Origin of the sequence: Streptomyces malaysiensis subsp. malaysiensis (assembly GCF_040653035.1) — a bacterium.
GTDB classification, from domain to species: Bacteria; Actinomycetota; Actinomycetes; order Streptomycetales; family Streptomycetaceae; genus Streptomyces; species Streptomyces malaysiensis.
The window spans coordinates 1-22,837 of sequence record NZ_JBEZNG010000047.1 but is presented as its reverse complement, the minus strand read 5'-3'; the positions used below and the strand labels follow the sequence as shown (position 1 = coordinate 22,837).

Genomic DNA, 22,837 nt, shown 5'->3' with positions numbered 1-22,837 from the left:
TGGGAGGCGGCGAACGGTTGACTCGGCGTTGGCCGTGGCCGTATCCGTTCGTCGTCGGTCGCGGTCGGCGGTCTTATACCGCCACCACCGCGTTGGTCCGTATCCGCAGCGGCAGTTCGGTGCACGGCTGGTGGGGGCTCTCGGACGGCGGCGGCGCCCAGGCGGCGAGGGCGTGATACATGACATCGCCACGGCGTTCGAGGTAGCAGATGAGATTGATGGGCCAGCCGGTGTTCCCGAAGATGTGCTGATCCATCGGCGTGGGGCGCTCGCTGAGGATGAGTTTCCGCTCCTCCAGCGGGCCTATGCGATGCCAGTCGGGGTGCATGTGTACGGACCCCAGGATTTCCAGACCATCGGCCTCGGCCTCGCGCGAGGCCCTCAGCAGATCATGGGAGTCGATCCACCAGCCACGTGTCTCGTTCTCGTAAGCCGGGCCGAAGAGCGGCACGATCGACTCGGTGAACTCACGGCGCGCGGCCGGGTCGGTGGTACGGGCATTGCGGCCGAACGCGACGCGTTCGACGGTCAATGTCGCCTGGTCCGCCGTACCGACGAGGAGGGCGAAACACGGCACCGGCGATTCGGGGGTGATGCGCTGATACTCACCGACGGCCACCTCGAGAAATTCATCGAGCGCCTGGTCCTCTATCAGGACCGTACAACATTCACCTAAATGCGACGCGCGCATGCCAAACCACCTCTTGATGTGGATGTCGAATGCGGTGGGGGAGCGGAGCCGTCGTACTGTATCCCGGCATTCTTGAACTCTCAAACGGCATCGCTCCCTTCACTCCCGCCTTCGTCTCCGCCTCCGGGGGTCTGGTCCTGGCGGGTGCCGACCGCCGCGCGTTCGCGGTCAAAGCGGCAGGGAGCTTGCGCCGATCCAGCGCCGGATCGCGGCGTCGAGCCGCTCGTGGGCGGCGTCGCCACCTCGCCGCCCCCACCGGCGGTTTCGCCGAGCGGCTCGGCATCTCTCACCTGGCGGGACCGCCGATGAGTCTCATGAACCACTCGCTGGGCCTCACCCTCCCGGGGTGAAGCACTCCCGGGTTCCGCCACCTCCCGGTTCGAAGCACACCCGTAGCTTTGTGCGGTCCGTGCCGTCGACCATGGGTGTGAAGACGTACTCCTGTGTGTCGTAGGTGTCGGTGACCTCGGCCCGTCGCCACGTGCCGCCGCCGGACGACACCTTGATGACGTTTCCGATGTGCGAATGCCATATCCGCGCCCATGCGGCGGCGCATGCCGCGCTGTACCTGAACTCCAGCCGTGCGCCCGTCGAGGTGCGCAGCGGTGGACCGAGCGCTCGGACCCGGGAGGGCATGCCACAGCCCATCAGCCCCGGATCCTTGCCGACACAGCCCTGCCCACGGCAGCCGGGGGGTGGTGGCGCGGTGGACGGGACGCGCGCCGTGGAGCCGTTGGAGCCCGTGTTCGGCAGGGCTGCCACCCACACCGCTGCCGTGACCGCGACCACGCAGACGGCCGCGGCGACGACGGCCCATCCGCGCGGCCCGGCCCATCCGCCCAAGCCGACGTGACCGCGCCGCGCTTGACCCGGCTCGGCCGAACGCACCGACCGGCCATCGCCCGGTCCGCCGTCGTCCGGTCGCGCCACCGTTGGTGCGGCTGCGACCACGGGGTCCGGCGCGCTGTCCGCTCGGCCGCTCCACTCCCCGTCGGCCAGCTCCCACAGCGCCATCAGACGTCCGGGCGGCTCACCGGCCATCGCGCACAGCACTTCGACGGCTTGGCGCGGGGCCAGTTGCTTGCCGTTGAGATAGCGCTCCCAGGAGGACTTGCTGTACGCGGTGCGCTCGGCCAGTGCCGCCATGCTCAGGCCCGTACGCGCCCTGAGCTCGCGCAGCCCCGCGGCCAGCCGGTTGCAGGCCGGAGCGGCGGCGGTTGGTGGTGCGGTGTCCTTCATCCGCGCAGCACCTGCCAGGTATGCGGGCCGACGATGCCATCGGTCGGCAGCCCCGCCTTCTTCTGTAGCCGCTTGACGGCCCGCGTGGTGTTCTCCCCGTAGACGCCGTCGGCGCCACCCGGGTCGAACCCCAGGTGCCGCAGGAGGCACTGGGCCTCCACGACGTCCCATCCCGGCTGGGAGAGGATGGCGGTGCGGGTGGTGCTGTAGCCCGCGTACGCGCGTCCGTTCTCCCGCTTGACGGGGCAGGGATAGGTCTTCCCCGGCCGGTAGACGAAGGTGCCATGGGAGGACCCGGCCGCGCCGTGCCGCGTCTCGGCCGCGCCCTTCCCACCACCCCCTCCGTCCTTCCAGGGTGCCGCGATCAGCAGTCCGACGAGCAGCGCGCCGAGGGCCACGGCCGCGCAGATGCCGATCAGCAGGCTCCTCGACCTCGGCGCGCTCGCTGTCGAGGGCTCGCCGCCCGGCACGGACTCGCTCGGCGCGGGCACGTCCGCCGTCCCGCCTCTCTCCCGCCACGCGGCCTCGGCCACCTCGTGGAGCACCAGGAGGCGTGTCGGCTCGACGCCGCCCACCCGCGCCAGCTCCTCCACCGCCTGCCGGGGCGGCAGCGCCTTCCCGTTGAGATAGCGCTCCCAGGAGGAGCGGCTGTAGCCGGTCTTGGACTCCAGCGACGACAGACCGAGCCCGCTGCGGTCCTTCAACCGGCGTAACTGCACGACCAGCTGCCGAACCCGATCATCGAGCGAATCCGGTAATGGCCTCCAACGCGACATGTTCCACCCCATACGCATTGAGTCCCGAGGGCCCGAATTATCCGCCTCCCGCGCGCTCTGGTACGCCGCTTTACGGCCCCTTGGCTCTCCGTGACCGGCCTCGCGGCGCCCTTTCGCTCAGCCGGCCGCCGCCGGTCCGGCCCGCCGCGTCCCGGTAGGGCGTCCCCAGGGGTGGCGTCCGCGCAGCTCAGCGCGTGGGACGTCCCGCGAACTCCGCAATGTGCCGCGGGTTCTGGCGGCTGACCGGGGCGGGCCCGCAGTCTCGGTATCGCAAGTCGGGCGGCGCGGTCCACCCCGCGCCGCCCTCACCACAACGGGGAAGGAACCAACCATGAACGCTCGTCAGCGCATGGCCCTGGTGGCCGCGGCCGCCGTTCTGGGCGGCGGCCTCGCTGCCGCCGCTCCCGCCTCCGCCTCCGCGCAGAGCGGCTGGACGGCCAAGGGCTACGCCTCCGACGTCGCCGGCGCCCACGCCTCGGGGAAGGTCTACACGCGGGGAGACGGCCGGGTGCAGCTCACCGGCACCCTGAAGGACACCAAGACGGACGGCAAGTACGCGATCCTCCAGATCTCCGCGAAGTACGCCGACGGCGGCAGCCGGTACGAGTACGACGTGACCGGGAGCTCCAAGTCGATCGGCTCGGCGGGCGGATACAACTTCGCCTCGTCCGTCCGCAGCATCAAGGTTCAGGAGTGCATCGGGCACTCGGGGGGCTCGGGCCACTGGTACCTCGACAAGTGCGGCTCCGGCTGGCACGAGATCTGGTGAACCGGGCCCGAGCCCGCTGAGCCGGGGCTGAGCGGGACGCGACACCACGGGCAGCGTCCCGTCCTCCGAGGGGGAGAGGACGGGCCGCTGCCCCGCGCGCCCGTGCGAATGCCCGGCGACCATGCGAATGTTCCCCGCGACCATGCGAATGCCCCGCGCTCCCGTGCGAAGGGCGCGATCAGAGGAAGCTGACGCCCTGGGCGAGGGGGAGTTCGGTGGAGTAGTTGATGGTGTTGGTGGCCGAGCGCATATACGACTTCCAGGCGTCGGAGCCCGACTCCCGGCCGCCGCCGGTGTCCTTCTCGCCGCCGAAGGCACCGCCGATTTCGGCTCCCGAGGTGCCGATGTTGACGTTGGCGATACCGCAGTCGGAGCCCGCGGCGGACAGGAAGACCTCGGCTTCCCGCTGGTCGCGGGTGAAGATGCTGGACGACAGGCCCTGGGGCACGTCGTTGTGCAGCGCGATCGCCTCGTCGAGGGTGTCGTAGGCGAGGACGTACAGGATCGGCGCGAAGGTCTCCTCCCGTACGACGTCGGTCTGTTCGCCGACGTGGACGAGGACCGGTTCGGTGTAGGCCGCCGCGGGCGCGGCCTCGGCAAGACGCCGGTTTCCACCGGCCAGGATCTTGCCGCCCTGCGCCCGTACGCGGGCGAGCGCGCTGTGCATGGTGTCGAGGGCCGTGGTGGAGATGAGCGGGCCGACCAGTGTGGTGTCGTCGAACGGATTGCCGATGGGGAGCCTCTCGTAGGCGGCGGTGAGCCGCTCGATGAGGGTGTCGGCGATATCGCGGTGGACGATCAGGCGGCGCAGCGTCGTACAGCGCTGGCCCGCGGTGCCGGCCGCGGCGAAGACGATGCCCTGGACGGCGAGGTCCAGATCGGCGGACGGGGTGACGATCGCCGCGTTGTTCCCGCCGAGTTCCAGCAGGCTGCGGCCGAAGCGGGCCGCGACGCGGGGGCCGACCTCGCGGCCCATCCGGGTGGAGCCGGTCGCGCTGACGAGGGCGATACGCCGGTCGTCGACGAGCCGCTCACCGACCGTGCGGTCGCCGAGCAGGAGACGGTGCACATCGCGGGGCGCGCCGACCTCCTCGGCGGCCCGGGCGAGCAGATGGTCGCAGGCCAGGGAGATCAGCGGGGTGCGTTCGGACGGCTTCCAGATCACGGTGTCGCCGCAGACGAGGGCGACGGCGGTGTTCCACGACCACACGGCGGCGGGGAAGTTGAAGGCGGAGATCACCGCGACCACGCCGAGGGGGTGCCAGGTCTCGGCCAGCCGGTGGCCGGGGCGTTCGGAGGCGATCGTGCGGCCGTACAGCTGCCGGGACAGGCCCACCGCGAAGTCGCAGATGTCGATCATCTCCTGGATCTCGCCGAGCGCCTCGGAGCGGATCTTGCCCGCTTCGATGGTGACGAGGTCGGCCAGGTCGCCCTTGTGCTCGCGCAGCAGCTCACCGAGGCGGCGCACGAGTTCACCGCGGCGCGGCGCGGGCGTGGTGCGCCAGATGAGGAAGGCCGCACGGGAGGCCGCGACGGCGTCTTCGGTGTCGGCTTCGGTGGCGGCCGTCAGCCCGAAGAGGTGCTCGCCGGTGAGGGGCGTACGGGCGGGGAAGCCGCCGCCCTCGGCCACGTCGACGCCGATGTTCCCGAGGGCGGCGCGGGCGCGGGCGCGCAGGTCGTCCGTCGTGGGCAGTGCGGTGCTGGTCATGGCGGTCCTCCGGGGTGAGGGGGCGATGGGTCAGCTGAGGGCGCCGGTGAGGCCCAGCTCCCGGGCGACAGGTGCGAGGGACTCGTGCTGCTGCCGTTCGTAGAGGGCGAAGGGGTCCAGGACGTCGCGTCCGATGGCGCCGGAGAGCCAGTCGGCGTCGTAGGCGGTGCCCTGCTGGTCGTGGTGGCGGATGCCCCGGCCGCTGAGGTTGGACTGGAAGATGCCGGCGGCGGAGCGGGGCAGGAAGTCCTCGTAGACGATGGGCTCGGCGCGCACCCAGCCCTGCCGCAGCAGTTCGCCCACCCCGGCGGGAGGCCGCCTGCCGTCGCGGGGCCGGTCCGGGCGGAGGTGGTAGGTGAAGTGGGCCAGGCCCTTGGCGGCGAGTGCGTGTTCGCTGCCGGGCATATGGCGCTCCCACACCGCGCGCGCGATCTCACCGCGGGGTTGCGAGGGGTTCTCGGCCGTCCGCTCGTCGATGTGGCCGAGGAGTTCGTCGTAGAGGGCGCGGCCCTCGCGGGTGAGGGCGATGCCACGCGCTTCGACCTCACCGAACCGGACCCTCAGCGCGCCGCTGACGACGCTGCCGTCCGGGGTGCGCATCGCACGGGATTCGGCCAGGGCCCGGAAGGAGGTCTGGCGCAGCAGGACGTCGGGGCCCTGCCAGGCCGGTGGGCCCTGGATGGTGTCGATCATCTCGATACCGCGGTCGGTCATGCGCCGGTACAGCTCGTCGATGTCGAGGACGCGCGGGGTGAGGTGGTTGATATGGGTGCTGCGCACCCCGCCGACGTCCGCGGCGACGGCGGAGATCCGCTCCAGTGTCTCGTACCACGCCTTGTCGACCGGCTCCGCGGACAGTTCGAACGCCCGCACGGCGAGGTGCAGGAACCGCTCGGCCTCCTGCTGGGGCAGCTCCCGCTCGGCGGCGGCGCGGTCGGCCAGCGTGAGCAGCTCGGGCGGAAAGAGCTCGCGGTCCGCGAGGAAGGCTTCCAGGCGCGAGCGCAGGTCGGCGTCGAAGAAGCGGGGGTCGGCCGGGGTGAGGAGGGAGGTGAACACCCGGAAGGGGTTGCGCGCCAGCTCCTCGCGGTCGACCGGCCGGAAGGCGGTGGAGATCACGGGGATGGCGCTGGCCGCGGCCTCCCGCAGATCGTAGAAGCCGACCGGGTGCATACCGAGGGCCGCGAAGACGCGGGCGACGTGGCGCAGTTCGCGCGGGGTGCCGACGCGGATGGCCCCATGGCGCTCGGCGGTCACCCGGCTGATGGACCCGAGGCGTTCGGCGGAGGCTCCCCGTGCGCGCAGCACGTCCTCGTTGACCTCGCGTGAGACGTCCACGAGCGTGGTGTAGGCGGGCACCTCCCGTCCGTACATCTCCGACAGCCGCGCCGCGAAGGCGGCCCTCAGCTCCCACTGACTGATCCTTGACATAGCTGGGCCTTTCGATCGGGATCCACGGTTCACACCACATGGGCTTCGGGGCGGATCTCGGCGCCCCGGTGGAACCGGTCGGCGCTGAGCGGGGAGACATCGGTGAACGGCTCACGCTCCAGGTACAGATCGCGTACGACCTCCCCGACCGCGGGCGCCTGGAGGAAGCCATGACCGGAGAACCCGGCGGCGTACAGGAAGTTGGGCAGCTCACCCGAGCGGCCGATCAGCGCGTTGTGGTCCGGTGTGACCTCGTACAGGCCCGCCCAGCCACCGGCGGTCTCCATATCGGCCAAAGCCGGGGCGCGGTGGCGGGCGACGGTGCGGAACAGCTCCAGCCACTCCGGGGTCCAGGAGGTGTCGAAGCCCTCCGCCTGGCCGGGGTCGGCCAGCCCGAGCAGCAGCCCGTCGTCGCTGTTGTGGAAGTAGGCGGTCGAGGAGAAGTCGATGGTGAACGGGATGCGCGGGGCGGGCGGCGCGAGCGGCGCGGTGAACGCCAATTGCCGCTTCACCGGCCGGACCGGGAGGTGGACGCCTACCATGTCGCCGATCCGCGCCGACCAGGCCCCCGCCGCGCAGATCACGGCGGAGCACGCGATGCGCCCGTGGCTGGTGTGCACACCGACGACACGGTCCCCGGCCGTGTCCATACCGCGGACCGCGGTACGGGTGGCGATGGTGACCCCCGCCCGGGCCGCGGCCGCCGCGTACCCCTGGACCACCAGCCCGGGGCGGGCGTGCCCGTCGGCCGGGGAGTACGCGGCGGCCACGAGACCGTCGGTGCTGAGATAGGGACACAGCCGCTGGGCGTCTTCGGGGCCGATCATGCGGCTCGGCACGTCCAGGCTGTTCTGGAGCCCGACACCGGCCGCGAAGTCGCTCGCCTGCCGTTCGCTGTCGAGCAGGAAGAGATAGCCGACGGTGTCGAACCGGATATCGGCGCCGGGCCGGTGCGGGAACTCCTCGAAGGCACGCAGACTGCGGCTGCCCAGCTCGATGTTGAGCGGATCGGAGAACTGGGCGCGTACGCCGCCGATCGGCTTGCCCGAACTGCCGCGGCCGAGGTCGCCGCGCTCGACGACGACGATGTTCGTCACCCCGGCCTCGGCGAGGTGGAAGGCGATGCTCACACCCATCACACCGCCGCCGATGATCACGACATCGGCCGAGGCCGGAACGGTGGGGAAGGCGGAGGAGGACAACAGACCACTCCCTTCCAGGGGCCGCCCCACCGGACGAGGACGGGTCCGTTTCCGGGGGCGGCGGGGCTGTCAGGACAGAGCGATGCCGATCAGCTATCTCCGCGTCATCGTGCAGCAAACCGACCGTTGACGTCCATCAAGGCTTTATGCTCCTGATCTTTTAGGATCCCTATATGGACTGGACGAGTGCACAGCTGCGCTCACTGGTGGAGCTGACCAGACGCGGCACCATCACCGCGGTCGCGGACGCCCTGGGATACACCCCCGGCGGGGTCTCACAGCAGATCACCGCGCTGGAGAAGGCCACCGGCATGCGACTGCTGCGGCGGGTGGGACGCCGGGTGGAACTCACCGACGCCGGGGCGACACTGGCCCTGCACGCCGAGCGCATCCTCACCACGGAGGCCGAGGCCGTGGAAGCGCTGGAGCGCACCCGGAACGAGCTCTCCGGCACGCTGCGGGTCGGACTCTTCGCCACGGCCGCCGCCGAGCTCCTGCCCCCGGCCCTGCGCCAGGTGCGCGAGAGACATCCGGGCGTGGCCGTGCGCAGCCGGGACATGGACGTGGACGAGGTGTACGACGCGGTCGCCGGTGGCACGGTGGACCTGGCACTGGGCCTGGACTACCCGGACGTGCCCATCCCGAGGGATCCGTCCCTGCGGGTGATGGAGCTGTCCAGGGAACGCTTCTCGCTCGCGGTCCCCACCGGGGCGATGCCCGGTCGGGCCGATACATCCCGCACATCCCGCCCATCCGGTGCGTCTGATATGTCCGGCCGGGCCGGCCCGCGGAAGGTCTCGCTCGCCGACACCAGGGAACTGGGCTGGATCCTGCCGTCGGTCCGCAGCTACTACGGCCGCGCCGTCCTCACCGCCTGCCGTCGAGCCGGTTTCGAACCGCAGGTCGCGCACGAAGTGACGGACACGGCAGCCACCCTGGCCCTGGTCGAGGCAGGCGTCGGGGTCAGCGTGGTGACGGATCTGATGCTCCGGCTGCGCCCCTCCCGCCTCGATGTCCTGGAACTGCGCGAGACGATGGAGCGCCACATCGTGGTGGTGTTCCGCTCCTTCGCCGAACACCGGCCGACCGTGGCCGCCCTGGTCGACGTCCTGCGAACCTCCACGGGCAGGCGACCGCCCAGGCGCGAACACCACGGTACGGACAAGCTCGCCACCCGTTGAGAGGGCCAGATTTCTTCGGTCTCAGGAGCGCAAGTTGTCGCGCTGCTGAGGCTTTCGGGCGCGGTACGCCCTGGGTGATGGTTTCAGGCCAGCGGTGACCGACACCACGCCGGCGGCCCGTTGTGCCGCCGCTCGCCTGCCCCAGGGAGCCAGCGATGTCCCCACATCAGACCCCCAAACCCGGGCTTCCCGACCTTCTGGGAAGAGGACCCCAGGGGATCTTCAGGAGAACACTCCCCTCCGAGCAGCCCGTCGGCGAGCGCATGGTGCGCACCCTCGGGCTGACACAACTGACGATGATTGGCGTCGGTGCGATCATCGGCGCCGGTATCTTCAGCCTGGCAGCGGCCGTCGCCAAGGACGTCGCCGGGCCCGCGGTACTGATCTCGTTCCTGGTCGCCGGAGCGGCGTCGCTGTGCGCGGCCTTCGCGTACGCGGAGTTCGCCGGCATGGTGCCGAAAGCCGGCTCCTCCTACACCTACTGCGCCGCGGTCCTCGGGGAGGTCGTGGGCTGGATCGTGGGGTGGGACCTCCTCCTGGAGTACACCGCCATCGTGGCCGTCGTCGCGATCGGCATGTCCGGCTACCTCGGCTTCCTCCTGGACGCCGTCGGCATCCAGCTGCCCACCTGGGCGCTGGGCGCTCCCGGCACCGGCGCCGGCCACCGGATCGACCTGCTGGCCGTGGCGATCTGCCTGGCCGTCGCCTGGCTGCTGACCCGGGGCACCCGCACCTCCGCCCGCGTCGAGACCGTGCTGACGATCGTCAAGATCGCCATCGTTCTGGTGGTGATCGCGGTCGGCTTCGCCAAGGTCGACACCGGCAACCTCTCGCCGTTCGCGCCCTTTGGAGTCGGCGGGGCCTTCACCGGTGCCGCCACCGTCTTCTTCGCCGTCTTCGGCTACGACGCGCTGAGCACCGCCGCCGAGGAGTCGGTGGAGGCCCGCGAGAAGCTGCCCAAGGCCATGATGCTCTCGCTGGGCATCTCCATGGCCCTGTATGTGCTGGTGTGCATCGTGCTCACCGGCATGCAGCACTACACCGAGCTCAACCCCAACAGCGGCATCTCCAGCGCATTCGCCAGCGTGGGGCTGAACGGGCTGGCCAACGTCATCGCGGTCGGAGCGGTCATCGGCATCGTCACCGTGACGTTCTCCTTCATGATGGGCGCCTCGCGCCTGTGGTACGCGCTCAGCCGGGACGGACTCATGCCGGCGTGGTTCGGCGCCATCCACCCCAGGCGCAGGGTTCCGCACCGCGCCACATGGATCATCGGCATCGTCTCCGCCGTGCTCGCCGGGGTGCTGCCCATCAACTCGGTGGCGGAACTGACCAACATCGGAGTCCTGCTGGCCTTCATGGTGGTCTGCGCCTCCGTGCTGATCCTGCGCTACCGGAAGCCGCACCTCAAGCGGGCGTTCCGATGCCCCGGGATGCCGGTGGTGCCCGTCCTGGGCATGGTCTTCTCCGGCTGGCTGATGTCGTTCCTCCAGTGGGAGACCTGGGTGCGCCTAGGGGCGTGGCTCGTGGTCGGGCTGGTCATCTACGCCGCCTACGGCTACCGGCGCACCCGCCAGGTGATGCCCGGAGGGTCCGTGGACCTCGACGCCCTGGACGCCCTGGCCGACACCGAGGACCCCGGGCCGCACATCGGGCAGGCGCCCGGGCGTTAGCCGGTCGTGCCGAGATGGTGGCTCGGTCCGGTCAGGGGCACCGGGGCGGGCCACCGAGGTGGCCATCGGCGTAGCCATTCCCGCCCTTGGACCTACTCCGCCTGTTCGTCCCGTGCCGCGTGCACATACGGATCCTCCGCGGGCACCGCGCCGCGCAGGGCCCGGATCACCGTGCCGAGCAGCGGGTTGCTGTTCTCATGACGGTGCACGGCCAGCACCCGGCGGAACGCCGAGCGCTGCGTCAGCCGAGTCGCCTCCACCGCGTCGTCGGGCGAGTGGCCGAGTCCCGGCACGATGGCCACGCCAAGACCCGCGGACACCAACTCCCGTACGACGTCGTAGTTGTTGCTGCGAAACGCGACCGCGGCCTCGAAACCCGCCGCCGCGCACAGCCGGGCGAGCGAGCGCGCACCGGCCGTACCCTCCCTGCTGGTGATCCAGCGGGCCCGGGAGAGCCCGGCCAGCTGCGGGCTCGGACCGCTTCCGCGAGCCCTGAGCAGTACGAGGTCCTCGCGTACGAGCTGATGGCGGATCAGGCCGTCCGGCCACGGCCGGGGGCTGAGCCCGTACTCGTACACCAGCGCCACGTCCAGCTCACCGTCGCCCAGCGCGGCGACGAGCTCCTCCGGCTCACCCTCCTCGAGTTGGACCTGCGCCCGCGGGTGGGCCGATGTCAGGGCCGACAGCGCCGGTGGTACGAGCCGGACACCGGCGGTGGGGAAACTGCCCAGCCGCAGCCGGGGCGTGGCACCGGTGGCGAGCTGGTGCACCTCATGGTCGAGGTCGTCCATGGCCGCCAGCGCCGGGACACTGAGGTCGACCAGCCGGTGGGCCGCGGCGGTCGCCCGGACGCCGTGCGCCTCCCGCTCGAACAGCACCAGCCCCGTCTCCTTCTCCAGGGCTGAGATCTGCTGGGAGATCGCGGAGGCGGTGTAACCGAGCTCGCGGGCCGCGACGACGAACGAGCCGGTGCGCACAACCGTTCTCAGCGTGAGCAGATGCCGCGGTTTGAGCAACGTGTTCCTCCCGCCGGACGCCACCACTGGCCGAGCATAAGCATCGCTGTCTCTCCACGGTCAACACTCTTGTGCTGCTGGGTCTTGTGGGGCGGGCCGGGGGCCGCGGATCGTTGCAGTGGCGAGGTCGAAGACGACCGAGGAGCGACCGGGGTGACGGCGCGGGGCCCGGAACACCTCGACGCGGTGGACCCGGCCCACCGGCCCTCCCCATCAGCGGACAAGGAGCCCACACCGTGACCGACGCACTGTCCCTCGTCGACGACTGGGGGCCCGAGAAGATCGTCGTCGTCTCCCACCGGCGTACCGGTATGAAGGGCGTCCTGGTCATCGACAACACCGCCCGTGGCATGGGCAAGGGCGGCACCCGGATGAGCCCGACCGTCTCGGTCGGTGAAGTGGCCCGGCTGGCCCGCGTCATGACGTGGAAGTGGGCGGGTGTCGACCTCTTCTACGGCGGCGCGAAAGCGGGCATCGTCGCGGACCCGGCCGCCCCCGACAAGGAAGCGATTCTGCGCGCCTTCGCCCGGGCCCTGTCCAACGAGGTGCCCCGGGAGTACGTCATGGGTCTCGACATGGGGCTCACCGAGCACGACGCGGCGATCGTCCAGGACGAGCTCGGCGATCGCGGCGCGGCCGTCGGCACTCCGGGCCACCTCGGGGGAGTGGCCTACGACGAACTCGGCGTCACCGGCTACGGAGTCGCCGAGGCCACCGACGCGGCCGCTCAGCACCTTCAGCTGTCCCTCGGCGGATCCAGGGTCGCCATCCAGGGATTCGGAGCCGTCGGCCGCGCCGCCGCCGGGCGGTTCGCCGAACTCGGCGCCACCGTCGTCGCCGTATCCACCGCCAGGGGAGCCCTCCACGACCCCGCCGGACTGGACGTGTCCGCCCTCCAGGCCGCACGCGAAGAGCACGGTGACGACTTCGTCACCCGCCACCACCAGGGCGTCGTCATACCAGCCGGCCAGGAACTCACCGTCGACTGCGACATCCTGGTTCCGGCGGCCGTGCAGGACGTCATCGACGACACAACCGCCCGCCGGATCAAGGCCAAGCTGGTGGTGGAAGGCGCCAATCTGCCCACCTCACCTCGGGCACAGTCCATCCTCGCGGAACTCGGCATCTCCGTCGTGCCCGACTTCGTGGCCAACGCGGGCGGCGTCGTCGCCGCCGCGTTCGCCATGGACGCCCGCCACTCCGGATTCCGGCCGGAGACCTCCACCATCTTCGAGACGATCTCCGAGCGCCTGCGCACAAACACCGTCACCGTCCTCCAGGAGGCCCGGCGTCGCGCCACCACCCCGCATATCGCCGGCCGCGGCCTCGCGGAGGAACGCGTCCGCGCGGCCATGCGCAGCAAGGGCCGTATCGGTCCCTGAGCGCCTTTATGTGTCCCTGGTGTCGGTTACCTGTCCATCAGGTGACGAAGGCAGGAACAGCGAGTTGGACTTGAAAGCGATGATTCCTATCCTCCCTGGTGAGAAAAGGGAAGCCCGCCATGAAGTCGCTCGTCGACGGCCCAGTTCGCCAAGACCAAGGAGTGCGCGAACCCCGATTGCACCCGTCTCTTCGTGGACCTCTCGCGCTCCGGGGCCCGGCGGTGGTGCGGGATGGCGGAGTGCGGAAACAAGCACAAGGCCGCCAGCTACCGGAAGCGGAAGAAGCGGGAGGCCGTGCTGGAAACCGGGGCCTGAAGCCCCCCGCCACGGCTCCCGGGCCGGGGCGATACATCAGCCGATCGCTCCGCGCGCTCGGGCGATCCGTCCGGCCGCGGGCGCGGACCGCTAGATCCGCTCCGGCCGCAGTGCTTGGACGAGCCCCGCCAGGATGTCTTCGAGGACGTCGTGGGACGTGGCGAAGTTCAGCCGCAGAAAGCCATCGGCATCCGGGCCGAAGGGACTGCCACCGTCGAGCAGGACGTTGCCCTCCTTCAGCACCCTCTCCACGGGTGGTTCGGTGAGGCCCAGCGGCCGTGTGTCGAACCAGGCCAGATAGGTGGCCTCCGGGATGTGATGACGCACCTGCGGGAGCCGTGTGCTCAGCACCTGGTGGACCCGTCGGCGGTTACGGTCCAGCACGGAGAGCAGATCGCGCTGCCAGGCGTCGCCATCTCGCCAGGCGGCCTCGGTGGCGACGACGCCGAGCGGCGATACGGCGCCGTACAGATCCGGTGGTTGCGCATCGCGCAGTGCGAGCAGCCGGTCCGGGCCGTAGTGGGTGAGCGCGCAGCGGATGGCCGCGAGGTTGAACGCCTTGGTGGCGGATGTCAGCGTGACCGTGCGGCGCGCGGCGGAGCCGCCGGATCAGCGCCTGGACGTACTCATCGCGTCGGCGGTACCCACGAGCCGTCGCCCCCGATACCGGCGGTCGTGGCGTAAGGTCGCGGCCCGGACGTTGTGTGACGGGTCAGCGGCGGGCGAGGTCGGGGGAGCGGTGGCGGACGGGGCTGACCGACTCCAGTGCCGCGCCCAGACGCAGGACGGTCGTCTCGTCGAACCAGCGGGAGATGAGCTGGACGCCGATCGGCAGGTTGTCGCTGCTCGCCCCGAACGGCAACGACAGCGCGGGCAGACCGGTGAGGTTGAACGGCACGGTGGCGCGCATGATGCCGCGCGCCGGTACCGTCTTGTCCCCGACACGGAACGTCGGCCGCGCATGGGGCTGGGCCGGTACGGGGCATACGGGGCACAGCAGCGCGTCATAGCGCTCGAAGTACTCGGCGAACAGCGAACTGAGCTTCTCGACCCGCTGTTGCGCGGCGATGTAGTCGTCCAGCGCCACCTCCCGAGCGGTGAGCGTGCGCTGGATGACGGTGTGCAACTCGGCCTCGCGGCCGGCGGCCGCACGCCGGAAGTACGGCACCGTCTCCGCGGTGAACAGAGTGGCGCTCAGCTCGGTCCCGTCGATCGTCTCCAGCGTTTCCAGGGGAGCCGGTTCGACGGTGCAGCCGATGTCGCGCAGTGCGTCGGCCGCGGCCGAGACCGTGGCCGCCACTTCAGCGTCCACCGGACCGAATCCGGGCTCGATCAGCCGGCCGACACGCAGCCCGGCCATCTCCTTCGGGGGGTCGGTGTGGGGCGGTGCGTGCCGCACCTCACCATCCGCGCCATCGGGTCCGGAAAGAACGCACAACGCGGTCGCGATGTCCCGCACACTGCGCGCCATCGGACCGACATGCCAGTAACGACGGGGAACTTCGGGCCAGTGTCCGGTGATCGGGATTCTGCCCCGGGTCGCCTTCAGGGCGACGATCCCCGTGTCATGCGCCGGGCCCCGCACCGAGATGGCGACATCGCTGCCCAGCCCCAGCGGTGACATCCCGGCGGCGATCGCGGCCGACTCACCGCCGCTGGAACCGCCGGGTGTTCGCTCGTCATCCCAGGGGTTGTCGCACCGGCCGACGAGGAGGTTGTCGGTTTCGGTCCAGTAGGAGAACTCGGGCAGGTTCGTCTTGGCCAGCGGAATGGCACCGGCCGCCCGAAGCCGCGCCACCGCGGTCGCGTCCGCCGTCGCGACATGATCGCGGAACAGAGTGGAGCCACGTGTGGTCACGACGCCCGCGACGTCCAGCGCGTCCTTGACCGTGAAGGGCACACCGTGCAGAGGCCCGAGCGGGGCACCGGCCGCGACCGACTCATCAGCGGCGCGTGCCGCGGCGAGCGCCTGCTCGGCGAGCACCGTCACCACCGCGTTGAGCCGTGGGTCGACCTCGTCGATCCGGTCCAGATGCGCCCGCACCACCTCGACCGACGACATCTGCCGTGTCCCGATCAGCTCGGCCAGCTCGGTCGCGTCCCGGTAGAAGGACCTGTCGACCTTCATCCGCCCTCCGTATGCCGCTTGAAGATGACCTTAGTGGCGAGGGGCCGCGGTGCCACTCGGCAGGCGGACGCCGAGAGATGGCGAGTCGGCTCGTGCGGCGCCACCGGTCGGCTCGTGCGGCGCCACCGGTGACACCGCACGAGCCGACTCGGTCCGGGGGCCGCGTACCCCGCTCGACCCCGCCCCGGGTCATTCCTCCGGGGCGTTCCGTATGACACGGCTGCGGCCGCGGAATTCGGCGATGACGGTCTCACCGCGCAGGACCGTCACGTCGTAGATGCCGCTGCGGCCGAAGCGGGCGCGTTCGCGGGCGGATGCCGTCAGTACGTCGCCGTCCCTGGCGGGCGCGACGAACGCGATGTCGGCGCCCGCGGCGACGGTGACCGGGCCGTGGCTGTTGCATGCGCAGGCGAACGCCGTGTCGGCGAGCGTGAAGACGAATCCGCCGTGGGCGATGCCGTGGCCGTTGACCATGGCCGCTGTCACGGTCATCCGGACAACGGCCGAGCCGTCCCCCGCTTCCAGGAGCTCCATGCCCATGGCACGGGATGCCGCGTCGGCGGCGAACATCGCATGGGCGGGGGCGGCCTCCGGGGCCGATTCGCTGCTCAGTAGGACCACCTCGGATGTGTCGCGGCCCGCCGCACGGTGGCGGCGGGCGATATCGGACCGGCGCGGCGTCGATGCGCATGCGGTCCCTGGACTCCGCCGTGACCCCGCACCCGGTTCAGGGCATCGTCGCAAGGTCGCCGGCGATCGTGGCGAGCAGGGTATCGCCGTGGTCCGCGGAGCCGTCGGTGGCCCAGGAGACATAGCCGTCGGGGCGGATGAGCAGGGCGGCGGCGCCCAGATCGGCCGGGCTCGTGGCGCGGACGAGGTCGACTCGTGGCGGGAGCCGGAGGTCGGCCGGGACGGTTCCGGCCAGATCGAGCAGAACGGCGTGGCCCGAGCCGAACAATGCCGACAGCCGGGTGGCACCGGCTTCGGTGACCAGGTCGGCGTCCGGCACGCGCTGTCCGGTGAGCGGATGGTCGCCGGACAGCGGGTAGCGCAGCGAGAGCCCGGACATCAGTCCCGCGATATGGCGGTTGGCGTCGGGCAGGCGCAGCAGGTCGATGACGATCTCGCGCAGCGCGGCCACGTCCTCGCTCGGGTTCGGATCCGCCAGGACGCGCTGCGCCGAGGTGTGGTGCAGGACCTGGGCCGCGACCGGATGCCGTTCGGTGTGGTAGCTGTCCAGGAGGCCGCTCGGCGCCCGGCCCTGGACGGTCGCGGCCAGTTTCCAGCCGAGGTTGAACGCGTCCTGTATGCCGAGGTTGAGACCCTGGCCGCCCAGCGGCGGGTGGATATGTGCGGCGTCGCCCGCGAACAGGACACGGCCCGCGCGGTAGTGCTCCAGCTGCCGGGTGGCGTCGCCGAACCGCGAGGAGTTGTCCACGGCGCCGAGGGTGGTCTCCTCGCCGTACACGGCCCGCAGCGCGATGGCGATCTCCTCGTGGGTGACGGGGGTATCGCGGTCCAGGTCCGTCTGGTCCGCGTGTCCGAAGGTGATCCGGTACCGGTCGCCGCCGAGGGGGACCAGCATGGACCAGTAACCGCCCACATGGCGGGTCAGGGTGCTCATATGCCCCATCTGCCGCGGCACCAGCGGTGAGACGGCGGACAGACGGATGTCGGCCAGCACCGCCTGATGCGTCCCCGGCCGACCGGGAAACGGCAGGCCGAGCAGTTTCCGCACCGTGCTGTGGCCGCCGTCGCACGCCACCAGATAGCCCGCCCGCACGCGCAGCCCGCCCGCCGTCACGACCACACCGTCGCGGTCCGGCTCGACCCCCGAGACGGCGGTCTCGCGCAGGACCCGCGCGCCGGCGGCGACCGCCCGCTCTTCGAGCACCGCCTCGATCTCCCATTGGGGGATCGCGAGCGGGAAAGGGTGCCTGGTCCCCCAGGGGGAGCAGTCCAAGGGCACGGGCAGGGCCGCGAAATGGCCACCCACCGCATCACGCGACACGGCCCGCCGCAGCAGCGGCTCCAGCAGCCCGCGCAACTCCAGCAGCTCAGCGGTGCGGGGCTGGATCCCGCCGCCCTTCACCTGCTCGATGCGCTGGGGCAGCTTCTCCAGGACCAGGGTCTCGACCCCGGCCAGAGCCAGTTCGTACGCCAGCGTCAGTCCGGTCGGGCCGGCGCCCGCGATGACGACCTCGGTCGTGCTCTCCGTCAACATCGGCACTCCTTCTCATCTCTCGCCTCGAGGCAAATGTATACCAGGTGCAGAAATCCTCTCAGGGCAGTTTTCTGCTACGGTGGGCGCCGTGGACGGCAAGCCAGGGCTACGGGAACGAAAGAAGCAGCGGACCCACGCGGCGATCTCCGACGCGGCGATCAGGCTCTTCCTCGAACACGGCTTCAGTCAGGTCTCGGTGGCCCAGGTGGCCGAGGCGGCCGAAGTGTCCAAACGGACGCTCTTCGCCTACTTCCCGGCCAAGGAAGACCTCGTGGTGCATCGCCTCGCCGACCACGAGACCGAAACCGCCCGTGTCGTACGGGCCCGCCCACCCCACACCGACCCGCTGACCGCACTGCGCGAGCACTTCCTCAAGGGGCTGCGCGAGCGGGACCCGATCACCGGGCTCAACGACCTGCCCGCGGTGCTCAGGCTCACCCGCATGATCCTCGACACGCCTTCGCTGGTGGCCCGGATGGAGCGGTTCAAGACCGGTGCCGAGCGCGCGCTCGCCCAGGCGTTGCGGGAGACGGCGGACACTCCGGAACTCACCGCGCGGCTCGCCGCCGTCCAGATCGTCGCGGTCCACTGGGCGCTGGCACAGGACAACGCCGGACGCCTGGCGTACGGAGAGTCGGCCGACGAGCGCTATGCGGGTGCGGTGGCCGACACGGAACATGCGTTCGCGCTGCTGGAGAACGGATTGCGGCAGCCGGTCCCGCCCTCCGGCAGCTACCGGCCGGAGTCCGGGCGCGACGCGCCCGCCGCGCCGTCGGCGGGAAGCGACGGCTGAGCCCCGGCCAGCAGCGCGAGGGCGGCGCCGGACAGGGCGGCGCCCAGGGCGGGCAGCAAGGGGGACCGGCTCGGAGTGCCACGGCCGGGCACGATGTACTCCACCCGCTTCTCCACCGAGTCGGACACCACGGTGCCGGGGCGGTCGTCGTAGGAGGACCGCACATGGACGGTCACCCCGTGGCGGGAGGCGTAGTCCACACTGCTCAGGGCCAGCACCCTGGCACCGCTCGCGGCCAGCTTCCGCATCTGCGCATAGGTCAGGTGGCGCAGCAGCCTGGCGTCGGGCACGGCCCTGGGATCGGCGGTGTAGACCCCGTTCACATCGGTGCGGATCTCGCAGACGTCGGCCTTCAGCGCCGCGGCCAGCGCGATCGCCGTGGTGTCGGAGCCGCCCCGGCCCAGCGTGGTGATCTCCTCGGTGTCCCGGCTCAGGCCCTGGAACCCGGCGACCAGTGCGATGGTGCCGTGGTCCAGCGCCTCCCGTACGCGCCACGGCCGGACATCGATGATCCGCGCCTCGCCGTGCAGGGAGGTCGTGATCACCCCGGCCTGCGGGCCCGTGAAGGAGCGGGCCGGGGCGCCCAGCGCATGGATCGCCATCGCGGTCAGCGCGTTGGAGACCCGCTCACCGGTGGTCAGCAGCAGATCCAGCTCATGCGGTGAGGGCAACGGATCCATCTCCCGCGCCAGGCCGAGGAGCCGGTCGGTGGTGTCACCCATCGCGGACACCACCACCACGACATCGTGCCCGGCCTCGTAGGTGGTCACGACGCGTTCGGCGATGCGCCTGATCCGGTCGGTGGTCCGCACCGAGGACCCACCGTACTTCTGGACGATCAGGGCCATGGGAGCACCCCTCTCAGGGAACGGTGGCCCGGGTGGTGCAGGAGAGGACGGCGGCCGTCAGGATCGAGCAGGCCATGTCCATGACCTCGGCGGTGACGTTCAGCGGGGGCAGGAGGCGTATCACGGCGTCGTCGCGCCCACCGCGTTCGACGATCAGGCCGTGGCGCAGCGCGTGGCGCTGCACGGCGGCCGCGACCGAGGACGCGGGACGGCCGTTGCGGGGGTCCGCCAGTTCGATGCCCCACATCAGCCCGCGGCCGCGTACCTCACGGACCCATGGGACATGGGTCAGCCGGCCGAGCCGGTCCGCGAGCTGCGCGCCCCGCCGGCGGACGTTGCCGAGGATGTCGTCGCGCCGGATGACACGGATCGCCTCCACTCCGGCGGCGAAGGCCAGTTGATTGCCGCGGAACGTCCCGATGTGCGCACCGGGCGCCCAGGTGTCCAGCGCGGTGTCGTACAGGATGAGGGCGACCGGCAGACCGATGCCGCTCAGGGCCTTGGACGCCACGATGACATCGGGCTCGATGCCGTAGCTTTCGTACGCGAACCAGGTGCCGGTGCGTCCGCAGCCGGTCTGGACCTCGTCGACGATCAGGGGGATGCCCAGCGAACGGGTCACCTGGCGCACCTTGCGGACGAAGTCGGCGCGGGCGACGTTGTTTCCGCCCTCGCCCTGCACCATCTCCATGATCACCGCGGCGGGCGGTGTAATGCCGCCATTGCTGTCCCGCAGTGCCTGCTCCAGCAGGTCGGCGCCGCTCATGGAGCGGTCGTCCGGGGCCCGGCCGTCGGCGGTGTAGGGGAAGAAGTGCACTCCGGGCATGCCGTCGCGCACGGGTGCCTTCTGGGACACCAGCCCGCTGAGCGCCATGGTCGCGTGGGTACTGCCGTGGAAGGCGCCCTGGAAGGAGATGATGTCTCCCCGGCCGGTCGCGATCTTGCAGAGTTTGACGGCGGCCTCGACGGCGTTGGCCCCGGTGGGCCCGCAGAAGTGCAGCCGGGTGTGGTTCCGCCGCTCGGGCGACAGCATCGACAGCTGTGCCTCGGCGAAGGCGTCTTTGGCGGGCGTGGGAAAGTCCAGACCGTGGGTCAGCGAGCCGAGCTGCCGCTCAACGGCCCGCACCAGCTCCGGATGGTTGTGGCCCAGGGACAGCACCCCGGCCCCGGCGAGGAAGTCGATGAAGACATTTCCATCGACATCCCGGACAAAGCTGCCCGAGCCCTCGGCCAGGGCGATGGGCAGATGGCGCGGGTAGGTCCGGGCGCCGGACTCCCACCGCTCCTGGTGGGCGAGGAGAGCGGCGGAGCGGGGGCCGGGCAGATCGCCGCTGACATGGGGTGCCATCCGCGGAGCGGGCCGGAGGGACGTGATCATGAGAAGCCTCCACACGGTTGTGCCGAGGGTCGGCGGGCGCGGTCGGCGGCCGGTTCGCCGACCGGTGCGCCACCAGGACCCGGACCGGGAGCGGGCGGCCGTTGGCCGGTCCCTCACCCTCAGGGCCCCTGGCGGCCACGGCGGTTCGCCGGTCCATGACGCTTTCCGTCCAGGCGGCCCCTGACGTTTTCCACGCTAGGAAGGGGGCGGTTAAGGTCCGCCGCGACGGGGGTTAGACGACGGCAAAACGTGTCGCGGGCGGTCGGCCCCGCCGCACCCATGGGAGGTCACACCTGAGGGACATCGCCCATAGGACATCGCCCGTCGGGACGCCACCCGTGGCACTCACCCGTCTGACGGCGGTGGCTCCGTGGCCGGCAGCAGCAGGGTGAAGGTGGTGGGCTCCGACCGGGCGAGGGTGAGCCTGCCACCGGCCGCCTCGGCCAGCTCCCGCGCCAGTGTCAGACCGATGCCGCTGCCACCCCGCGAGGTGGTCGCGCCCCGCTCGAAGACGGCCCGCCCGCCGAGCTTCAGCGAGCCCTCGTCGGACACGTCCACGGCGGCCGCCGCCCCTCCCGTCTCGCGCACCGTGACCCGCACCGTGCCGCGGCCGTGCCGCAGGGCGTTGTCCAGCAGCACGTCCAGGATCTGCTCGGCGGCCCGGTCGGGGATGGACAGCCCCCGGGCGCCGGGCTCCACGGCCACGCCCAGACGCCGGCCCCCGGTGGCGAACGTGCCGTGCCAGCGGCGCTCCACGCCCTCGACCACCTCGGTGACGGGCCGGGCGGTCGTGGGCACACCGGGGCGTGGCGTCGCCCTGGCGAGCCGGAGCACCTCGTCCACGGTCCGCTGAAGATGCCTGACCTGATCCAGGGCCTCCGTCACGGCCGCTCGCTGCTCCGCGTCGGGGCCGGTGGCGGCCGCCTCCAGACCCAGCTGAAGACCGGCCAGCGCGGTGCGCAACTGATGGGAGGCGTTGGAGCTGAAGTGGCGCTCGTGCTCGAGCCATCTGGTCAGATGCTCGACCATGGTGTTCTGGGTGCGCGCCACCCGGTCGATCTCCGCGATCGCACTGCCCTCGGCACGCGCGGTCAGATCCCCGTCCGCCACCGCTCCGGCCTTCGCCGACAGCGCCTCCAGGGGCGCGCTGAGCGTGCGCGCCTGGCGGCGTGCCACCGCGACGGCCGTGGTCAGCGCCACCAGGGCGATACCGGCCAGACCCAGCCAGGCCAGGACGATACGGCGCCACACCTCCGCGGTGCTGGACGAGGCACGGACCGTGCCGATCACCTGCTCCCTGGTGGACAGGGGCACGGCGACCACGAGCCGGTGGTCGCCGCGTCCCCGGACGACGAGCCCCTTCCGGGCCGCCCGGGCGACCGCGTCCGCCGTCCTGGGGCCGCTGCCGTTGCGCAGCCGACCCGACAGGTCGTACACCCCGACGTCGATGCCCCGCTCATGAGGGGGCAGTTCCACATGGCCGCCCACCACGAACGGGGGTACGTGGACCGCGGCCGCCAGAGCCGTGCGCTCCAGCTCATCCCGCTCGTCCGCGAAGAAGGACGTCTGGATCCCGAGCGCCAGCGGCGTGGCCAGCAGGACGAGTGCCACCAGCACCGCCACCACGGCCACCCGCATCACGCGCTGTCTCATACGCCCATCATGAACACGGGCACGTCCCGGCGTCCGGCTCCGGCGCGCGCCCTCGCCGCCGTTCCGGGGCGCCGTCGGGCTCGCCGTCCCGCTGACGGAGGCACGGCCGACTCCGACGGCGGCCCGTCCGCGCGCCACCGGGCGGGCCCCGCTCTACGCTTCGGAGCATGCGGGTGACAGGGGCCAAGGACGTGGTGTCCGTTCTGTTCATCGAGGACGACGAGGTGATCGGGCGGCATGTGGAGGCGGGGCTGCGGTCGCATGGCTACGCCGTGGCCTGGACCCGCACCGGCGGTTCCGGTCTGGCCGAGGCGGCCCGGCTCCCCATCGACGTCGTCCTGCTGGATCTGGGTCTTCCCGATGTGGACGGTATCGATGTGGCGCGGCAGCTGCGTGATGAGTATCCCGACGTCCTCATCCTGATCCTGACCGC

19 protein-coding genes and 2 pseudogenes are annotated in these 22,837 nt (G+C 71.3%); 7 read left to right on the top strand and 14 right to left on the bottom strand.

Annotated features, from left to right (window positions below; genetic code table 11):
- Nucleotides 1–73: 73 nt before the first annotated feature.
- The 3 genes from AB0E24_RS43895 to AB0E24_RS43885 all read right to left on the bottom strand — a co-directional run bounded on the left by AB0E24_RS43895 (nucleotide 74) and on the right by AB0E24_RS43885 (nucleotide 2,634).
- Entirely contained in the window at nucleotides 74–691 is a 618-nt protein-coding gene (locus AB0E24_RS43895) for an MPN domain-containing protein (RefSeq protein ID WP_069871738.1), read from the bottom strand.
- Nucleotides 692–1,024: 333 nt separating this feature from the next.
- The gene (locus tag AB0E24_RS43890) at nucleotides 1,025–1,930 is read right to left on the bottom strand and encodes a helix-turn-helix domain-containing protein (RefSeq protein ID WP_359385489.1); all 906 of its coding nucleotides are present in this window, start codon (nucleotides 1,928–1,930) and stop codon (nucleotides 1,025–1,027) included.
- Nucleotides 1,927–2,634, bottom strand: a complete 708-nt coding sequence (locus AB0E24_RS43885; protein WP_435865392.1) for a peptidoglycan-binding protein — start codon at nucleotides 2,632–2,634, stop codon at nucleotides 1,927–1,929. The genes AB0E24_RS43890 and AB0E24_RS43885 overlap by 4 nt, the downstream gene beginning before the upstream one ends.
- Nucleotides 2,635–3,037: 403 nt before the next feature.
- On the opposite strand from AB0E24_RS43885, the gene AB0E24_RS43880 reads away from it, so the two are divergent.
- Entirely contained in the window at nucleotides 3,038–3,475 is a 438-nt protein-coding gene (locus tag AB0E24_RS43880; RefSeq protein ID WP_141729475.1) for a hypothetical protein, read from the top strand.
- A 178-nt stretch (nucleotides 3,476–3,653) separates the two neighbouring features.
- Here AB0E24_RS43880 and amaB read toward each other — a convergent pair whose 3' ends face one another.
- The 3 genes from amaB to AB0E24_RS43865 are packed head-to-tail and all read right to left on the bottom strand — an operon-like array spanning nucleotide 3,654 to nucleotide 7,813.
- Nucleotides 3,654–5,183, bottom strand: a complete 1,530-nt coding sequence (gene amaB, locus AB0E24_RS43875) for an L-piperidine-6-carboxylate dehydrogenase (protein WP_359385487.1) — start codon at nucleotides 5,181–5,183, stop codon at nucleotides 3,654–3,656.
- 30 nt (nucleotides 5,184–5,213) lie between these two features.
- Nucleotides 5,214–6,611 carry a 2-oxoadipate dioxygenase/decarboxylase gene (gene hglS / locus AB0E24_RS43870; protein ID WP_359385485.1) on the bottom strand — a complete coding sequence of 466 codons (1,398 nt, stop codon included), beginning with the start codon at nucleotides 6,609–6,611 and terminating at the stop codon, nucleotides 5,214–5,216.
- A 29-nt stretch (nucleotides 6,612–6,640) separates the two neighbouring features.
- A complete protein-coding gene (locus AB0E24_RS43865; protein WP_359385483.1) occupies nucleotides 6,641–7,813 on the bottom strand; it encodes an NAD(P)/FAD-dependent oxidoreductase in 1,173 nt (390 codons plus the stop codon).
- Between the two features lie 173 nt (nucleotides 7,814–7,986).
- Here AB0E24_RS43865 and AB0E24_RS43860 point away from each other — a divergent pair, with 173 nt between their 5' ends.
- Entirely contained in the window at nucleotides 7,987–8,994 is a 1,008-nt protein-coding gene (locus tag AB0E24_RS43860; RefSeq protein WP_359385481.1) for a LysR family transcriptional regulator, read from the top strand.
- A 263-nt stretch (nucleotides 8,995–9,257) separates the two neighbouring features.
- Entirely contained in the window at nucleotides 9,258–10,667 is a 1,410-nt protein-coding gene (locus AB0E24_RS43855; protein ID WP_359385529.1) for an amino acid permease, read from the top strand.
- A gap of 92 nt (nucleotides 10,668–10,759) precedes the next feature.
- Here the strand turns inward: AB0E24_RS43855 and AB0E24_RS43850 are convergent, their stop codons facing one another.
- A complete protein-coding gene (locus tag AB0E24_RS43850; RefSeq protein ID WP_359385479.1) occupies nucleotides 10,760–11,683 on the bottom strand; it encodes a LysR family transcriptional regulator in 924 nt (307 codons plus the stop codon).
- Nucleotides 11,684–11,919: 236 nt separating this feature from the next.
- Between AB0E24_RS43850 and AB0E24_RS43845 the strand changes: the two genes are divergently transcribed.
- Both AB0E24_RS43845 and AB0E24_RS43840 read left to right on the top strand, forming a co-directional pair.
- On the top strand, nucleotides 11,920–13,065 hold the full coding sequence (locus AB0E24_RS43845; RefSeq protein WP_351382192.1) for a Glu/Leu/Phe/Val family dehydrogenase: 1,146 nt from the start codon (nucleotides 11,920–11,922) through the stop codon (nucleotides 13,063–13,065).
- Nucleotides 13,066–13,233: 168 nt separating this feature from the next.
- Nucleotides 13,234–13,380, top strand: a pseudogene (locus AB0E24_RS43840) (CGNR zinc finger domain-containing protein); the annotation flags it as partial.
- Nucleotides 13,381–13,470: 90 nt separating this feature from the next.
- Here the strand turns inward: AB0E24_RS43840 and AB0E24_RS43835 are convergent.
- The 4 genes from AB0E24_RS43835 to AB0E24_RS43820 all read right to left on the bottom strand — a co-directional run bounded on the left by AB0E24_RS43835 (nucleotide 13,471) and on the right by AB0E24_RS43820 (nucleotide 17,732).
- Nucleotides 13,471–13,956: an aminotransferase class I/II-fold pyridoxal phosphate-dependent enzyme gene (locus tag AB0E24_RS43835; RefSeq protein WP_359385527.1), complete on the bottom strand. Its 486-nt coding sequence runs from the start codon at nucleotides 13,954–13,956 to the stop codon at nucleotides 13,471–13,473.
- Nucleotides 13,957–14,092: 136 nt separating this feature from the next.
- Entirely contained in the window at nucleotides 14,093–15,508 is a 1,416-nt protein-coding gene (locus AB0E24_RS43830; protein ID WP_359385476.1) for an amidase, read from the bottom strand.
- Between the two features lie 189 nt (nucleotides 15,509–15,697).
- Nucleotides 15,698–16,078 (bottom strand): hydroxyphenylacetyl-CoA thioesterase PaaI, encoded by a 381-nt coding sequence (paaI, locus tag AB0E24_RS43825; RefSeq protein WP_069871766.1) that lies wholly within the window; start codon nucleotides 16,076–16,078, stop codon nucleotides 15,698–15,700.
- 157 nt (nucleotides 16,079–16,235) lie between these two features.
- A complete protein-coding gene (locus tag AB0E24_RS43820; RefSeq protein WP_359385474.1) occupies nucleotides 16,236–17,732 on the bottom strand; it encodes an FAD-dependent monooxygenase in 1,497 nt (498 codons plus the stop codon).
- 88 nt (nucleotides 17,733–17,820) lie between these two features.
- Between AB0E24_RS43820 and AB0E24_RS43815 the strand changes: the two genes are divergently transcribed.
- Nucleotides 17,821–18,525 carry a TetR/AcrR family transcriptional regulator gene (locus AB0E24_RS43815; protein WP_173963143.1) on the top strand — a complete coding sequence of 235 codons (705 nt, stop codon included), beginning with the start codon at nucleotides 17,821–17,823 and terminating at the stop codon, nucleotides 18,523–18,525.
- 110 nt (nucleotides 18,526–18,635) lie between these two features.
- Here the strand turns inward: AB0E24_RS43815 and AB0E24_RS43810 are convergent.
- The 3 genes and pseudogenes from AB0E24_RS43810 to AB0E24_RS43800 form a co-directional block, all read right to left on the bottom strand.
- Nucleotides 18,636–19,373, bottom strand: a pseudogene (locus tag AB0E24_RS43810) (aspartate kinase); the annotation flags it as partial.
- 13 nt (nucleotides 19,374–19,386) lie between these two features.
- Nucleotides 19,387–20,751 carry an aspartate aminotransferase family protein gene (locus tag AB0E24_RS43805; protein ID WP_359385472.1) on the bottom strand — a complete coding sequence of 455 codons (1,365 nt, stop codon included), beginning with the start codon at nucleotides 20,749–20,751 and terminating at the stop codon, nucleotides 19,387–19,389.
- 345 nt (nucleotides 20,752–21,096) lie between these two features.
- Nucleotides 21,097–22,404 (bottom strand): sensor histidine kinase, encoded by a 1,308-nt coding sequence (locus AB0E24_RS43800; RefSeq protein ID WP_250850821.1) that lies wholly within the window; start codon nucleotides 22,402–22,404, stop codon nucleotides 21,097–21,099.
- A gap of 167 nt (nucleotides 22,405–22,571) precedes the next feature.
- Here AB0E24_RS43800 and AB0E24_RS43795 point away from each other — a divergent pair.
- Nucleotides 22,572–22,837: response regulator (locus tag AB0E24_RS43795; RefSeq protein ID WP_359385469.1), on the top strand; the 266-nt coding region annotated here is incomplete at its 3' end.

Bases quoted from the DNA above. Each gene is read 5' to 3' on its own strand.
- AB0E24_RS43895 (WP_069871738.1), bottom strand. From the start codon at position 691: ATGCGCGCGTCGCATTTAGGTGAATGTTGTACGGTCCTGATAGAGGAC.
- AB0E24_RS43890 (WP_359385489.1), bottom strand. From the start codon at position 1,930: ATGAAGGACACCGCACCACCAACCGCCGCCGCTCCGGCCTGCAACCGG.
- AB0E24_RS43880 (WP_141729475.1), top strand. From the start codon at position 3,038: ATGAACGCTCGTCAGCGCATGGCCCTGGTGGCCGCGGCCGCCGTTCTG.
- amaB (WP_359385487.1), bottom strand. From the start codon at position 5,183: ATGACCAGCACCGCACTGCCCACGACGGACGACCTGCGCGCCCGCGCC.
- hglS (WP_359385485.1), bottom strand. From the start codon at position 6,611: ATGTCAAGGATCAGTCAGTGGGAGCTGAGGGCCGCCTTCGCGGCGCGG.
- AB0E24_RS43860 (WP_359385481.1), top strand. From the start codon at position 7,987: ATGGACTGGACGAGTGCACAGCTGCGCTCACTGGTGGAGCTGACCAGA.
- AB0E24_RS43855 (WP_359385529.1), top strand. From the start codon at position 9,258: ATGGTGCGCACCCTCGGGCTGACACAACTGACGATGATTGGCGTCGGT.
- AB0E24_RS43830 (WP_359385476.1), bottom strand. From the start codon at position 15,508: ATGAAGGTCGACAGGTCCTTCTACCGGGACGCGACCGAGCTGGCCGAG.
- paaI (WP_069871766.1), bottom strand. From the start codon at position 16,078: ATGTTCGCCGCCGACGCGGCATCCCGTGCCATGGGCATGGAGCTCCTG.
- AB0E24_RS43820 (WP_359385474.1), bottom strand. From the start codon at position 17,732: ATGTTGACGGAGAGCACGACCGAGGTCGTCATCGCGGGCGCCGGCCCG.
- AB0E24_RS43805 (WP_359385472.1), bottom strand. From the start codon at position 20,751: ATGATCACGTCCCTCCGGCCCGCTCCGCGGATGGCACCCCATGTCAGC.
- AB0E24_RS43800 (WP_250850821.1), bottom strand. From the start codon at position 22,404: ATGAGACAGCGCGTGATGCGGGTGGCCGTGGTGGCGGTGCTGGTGGCA.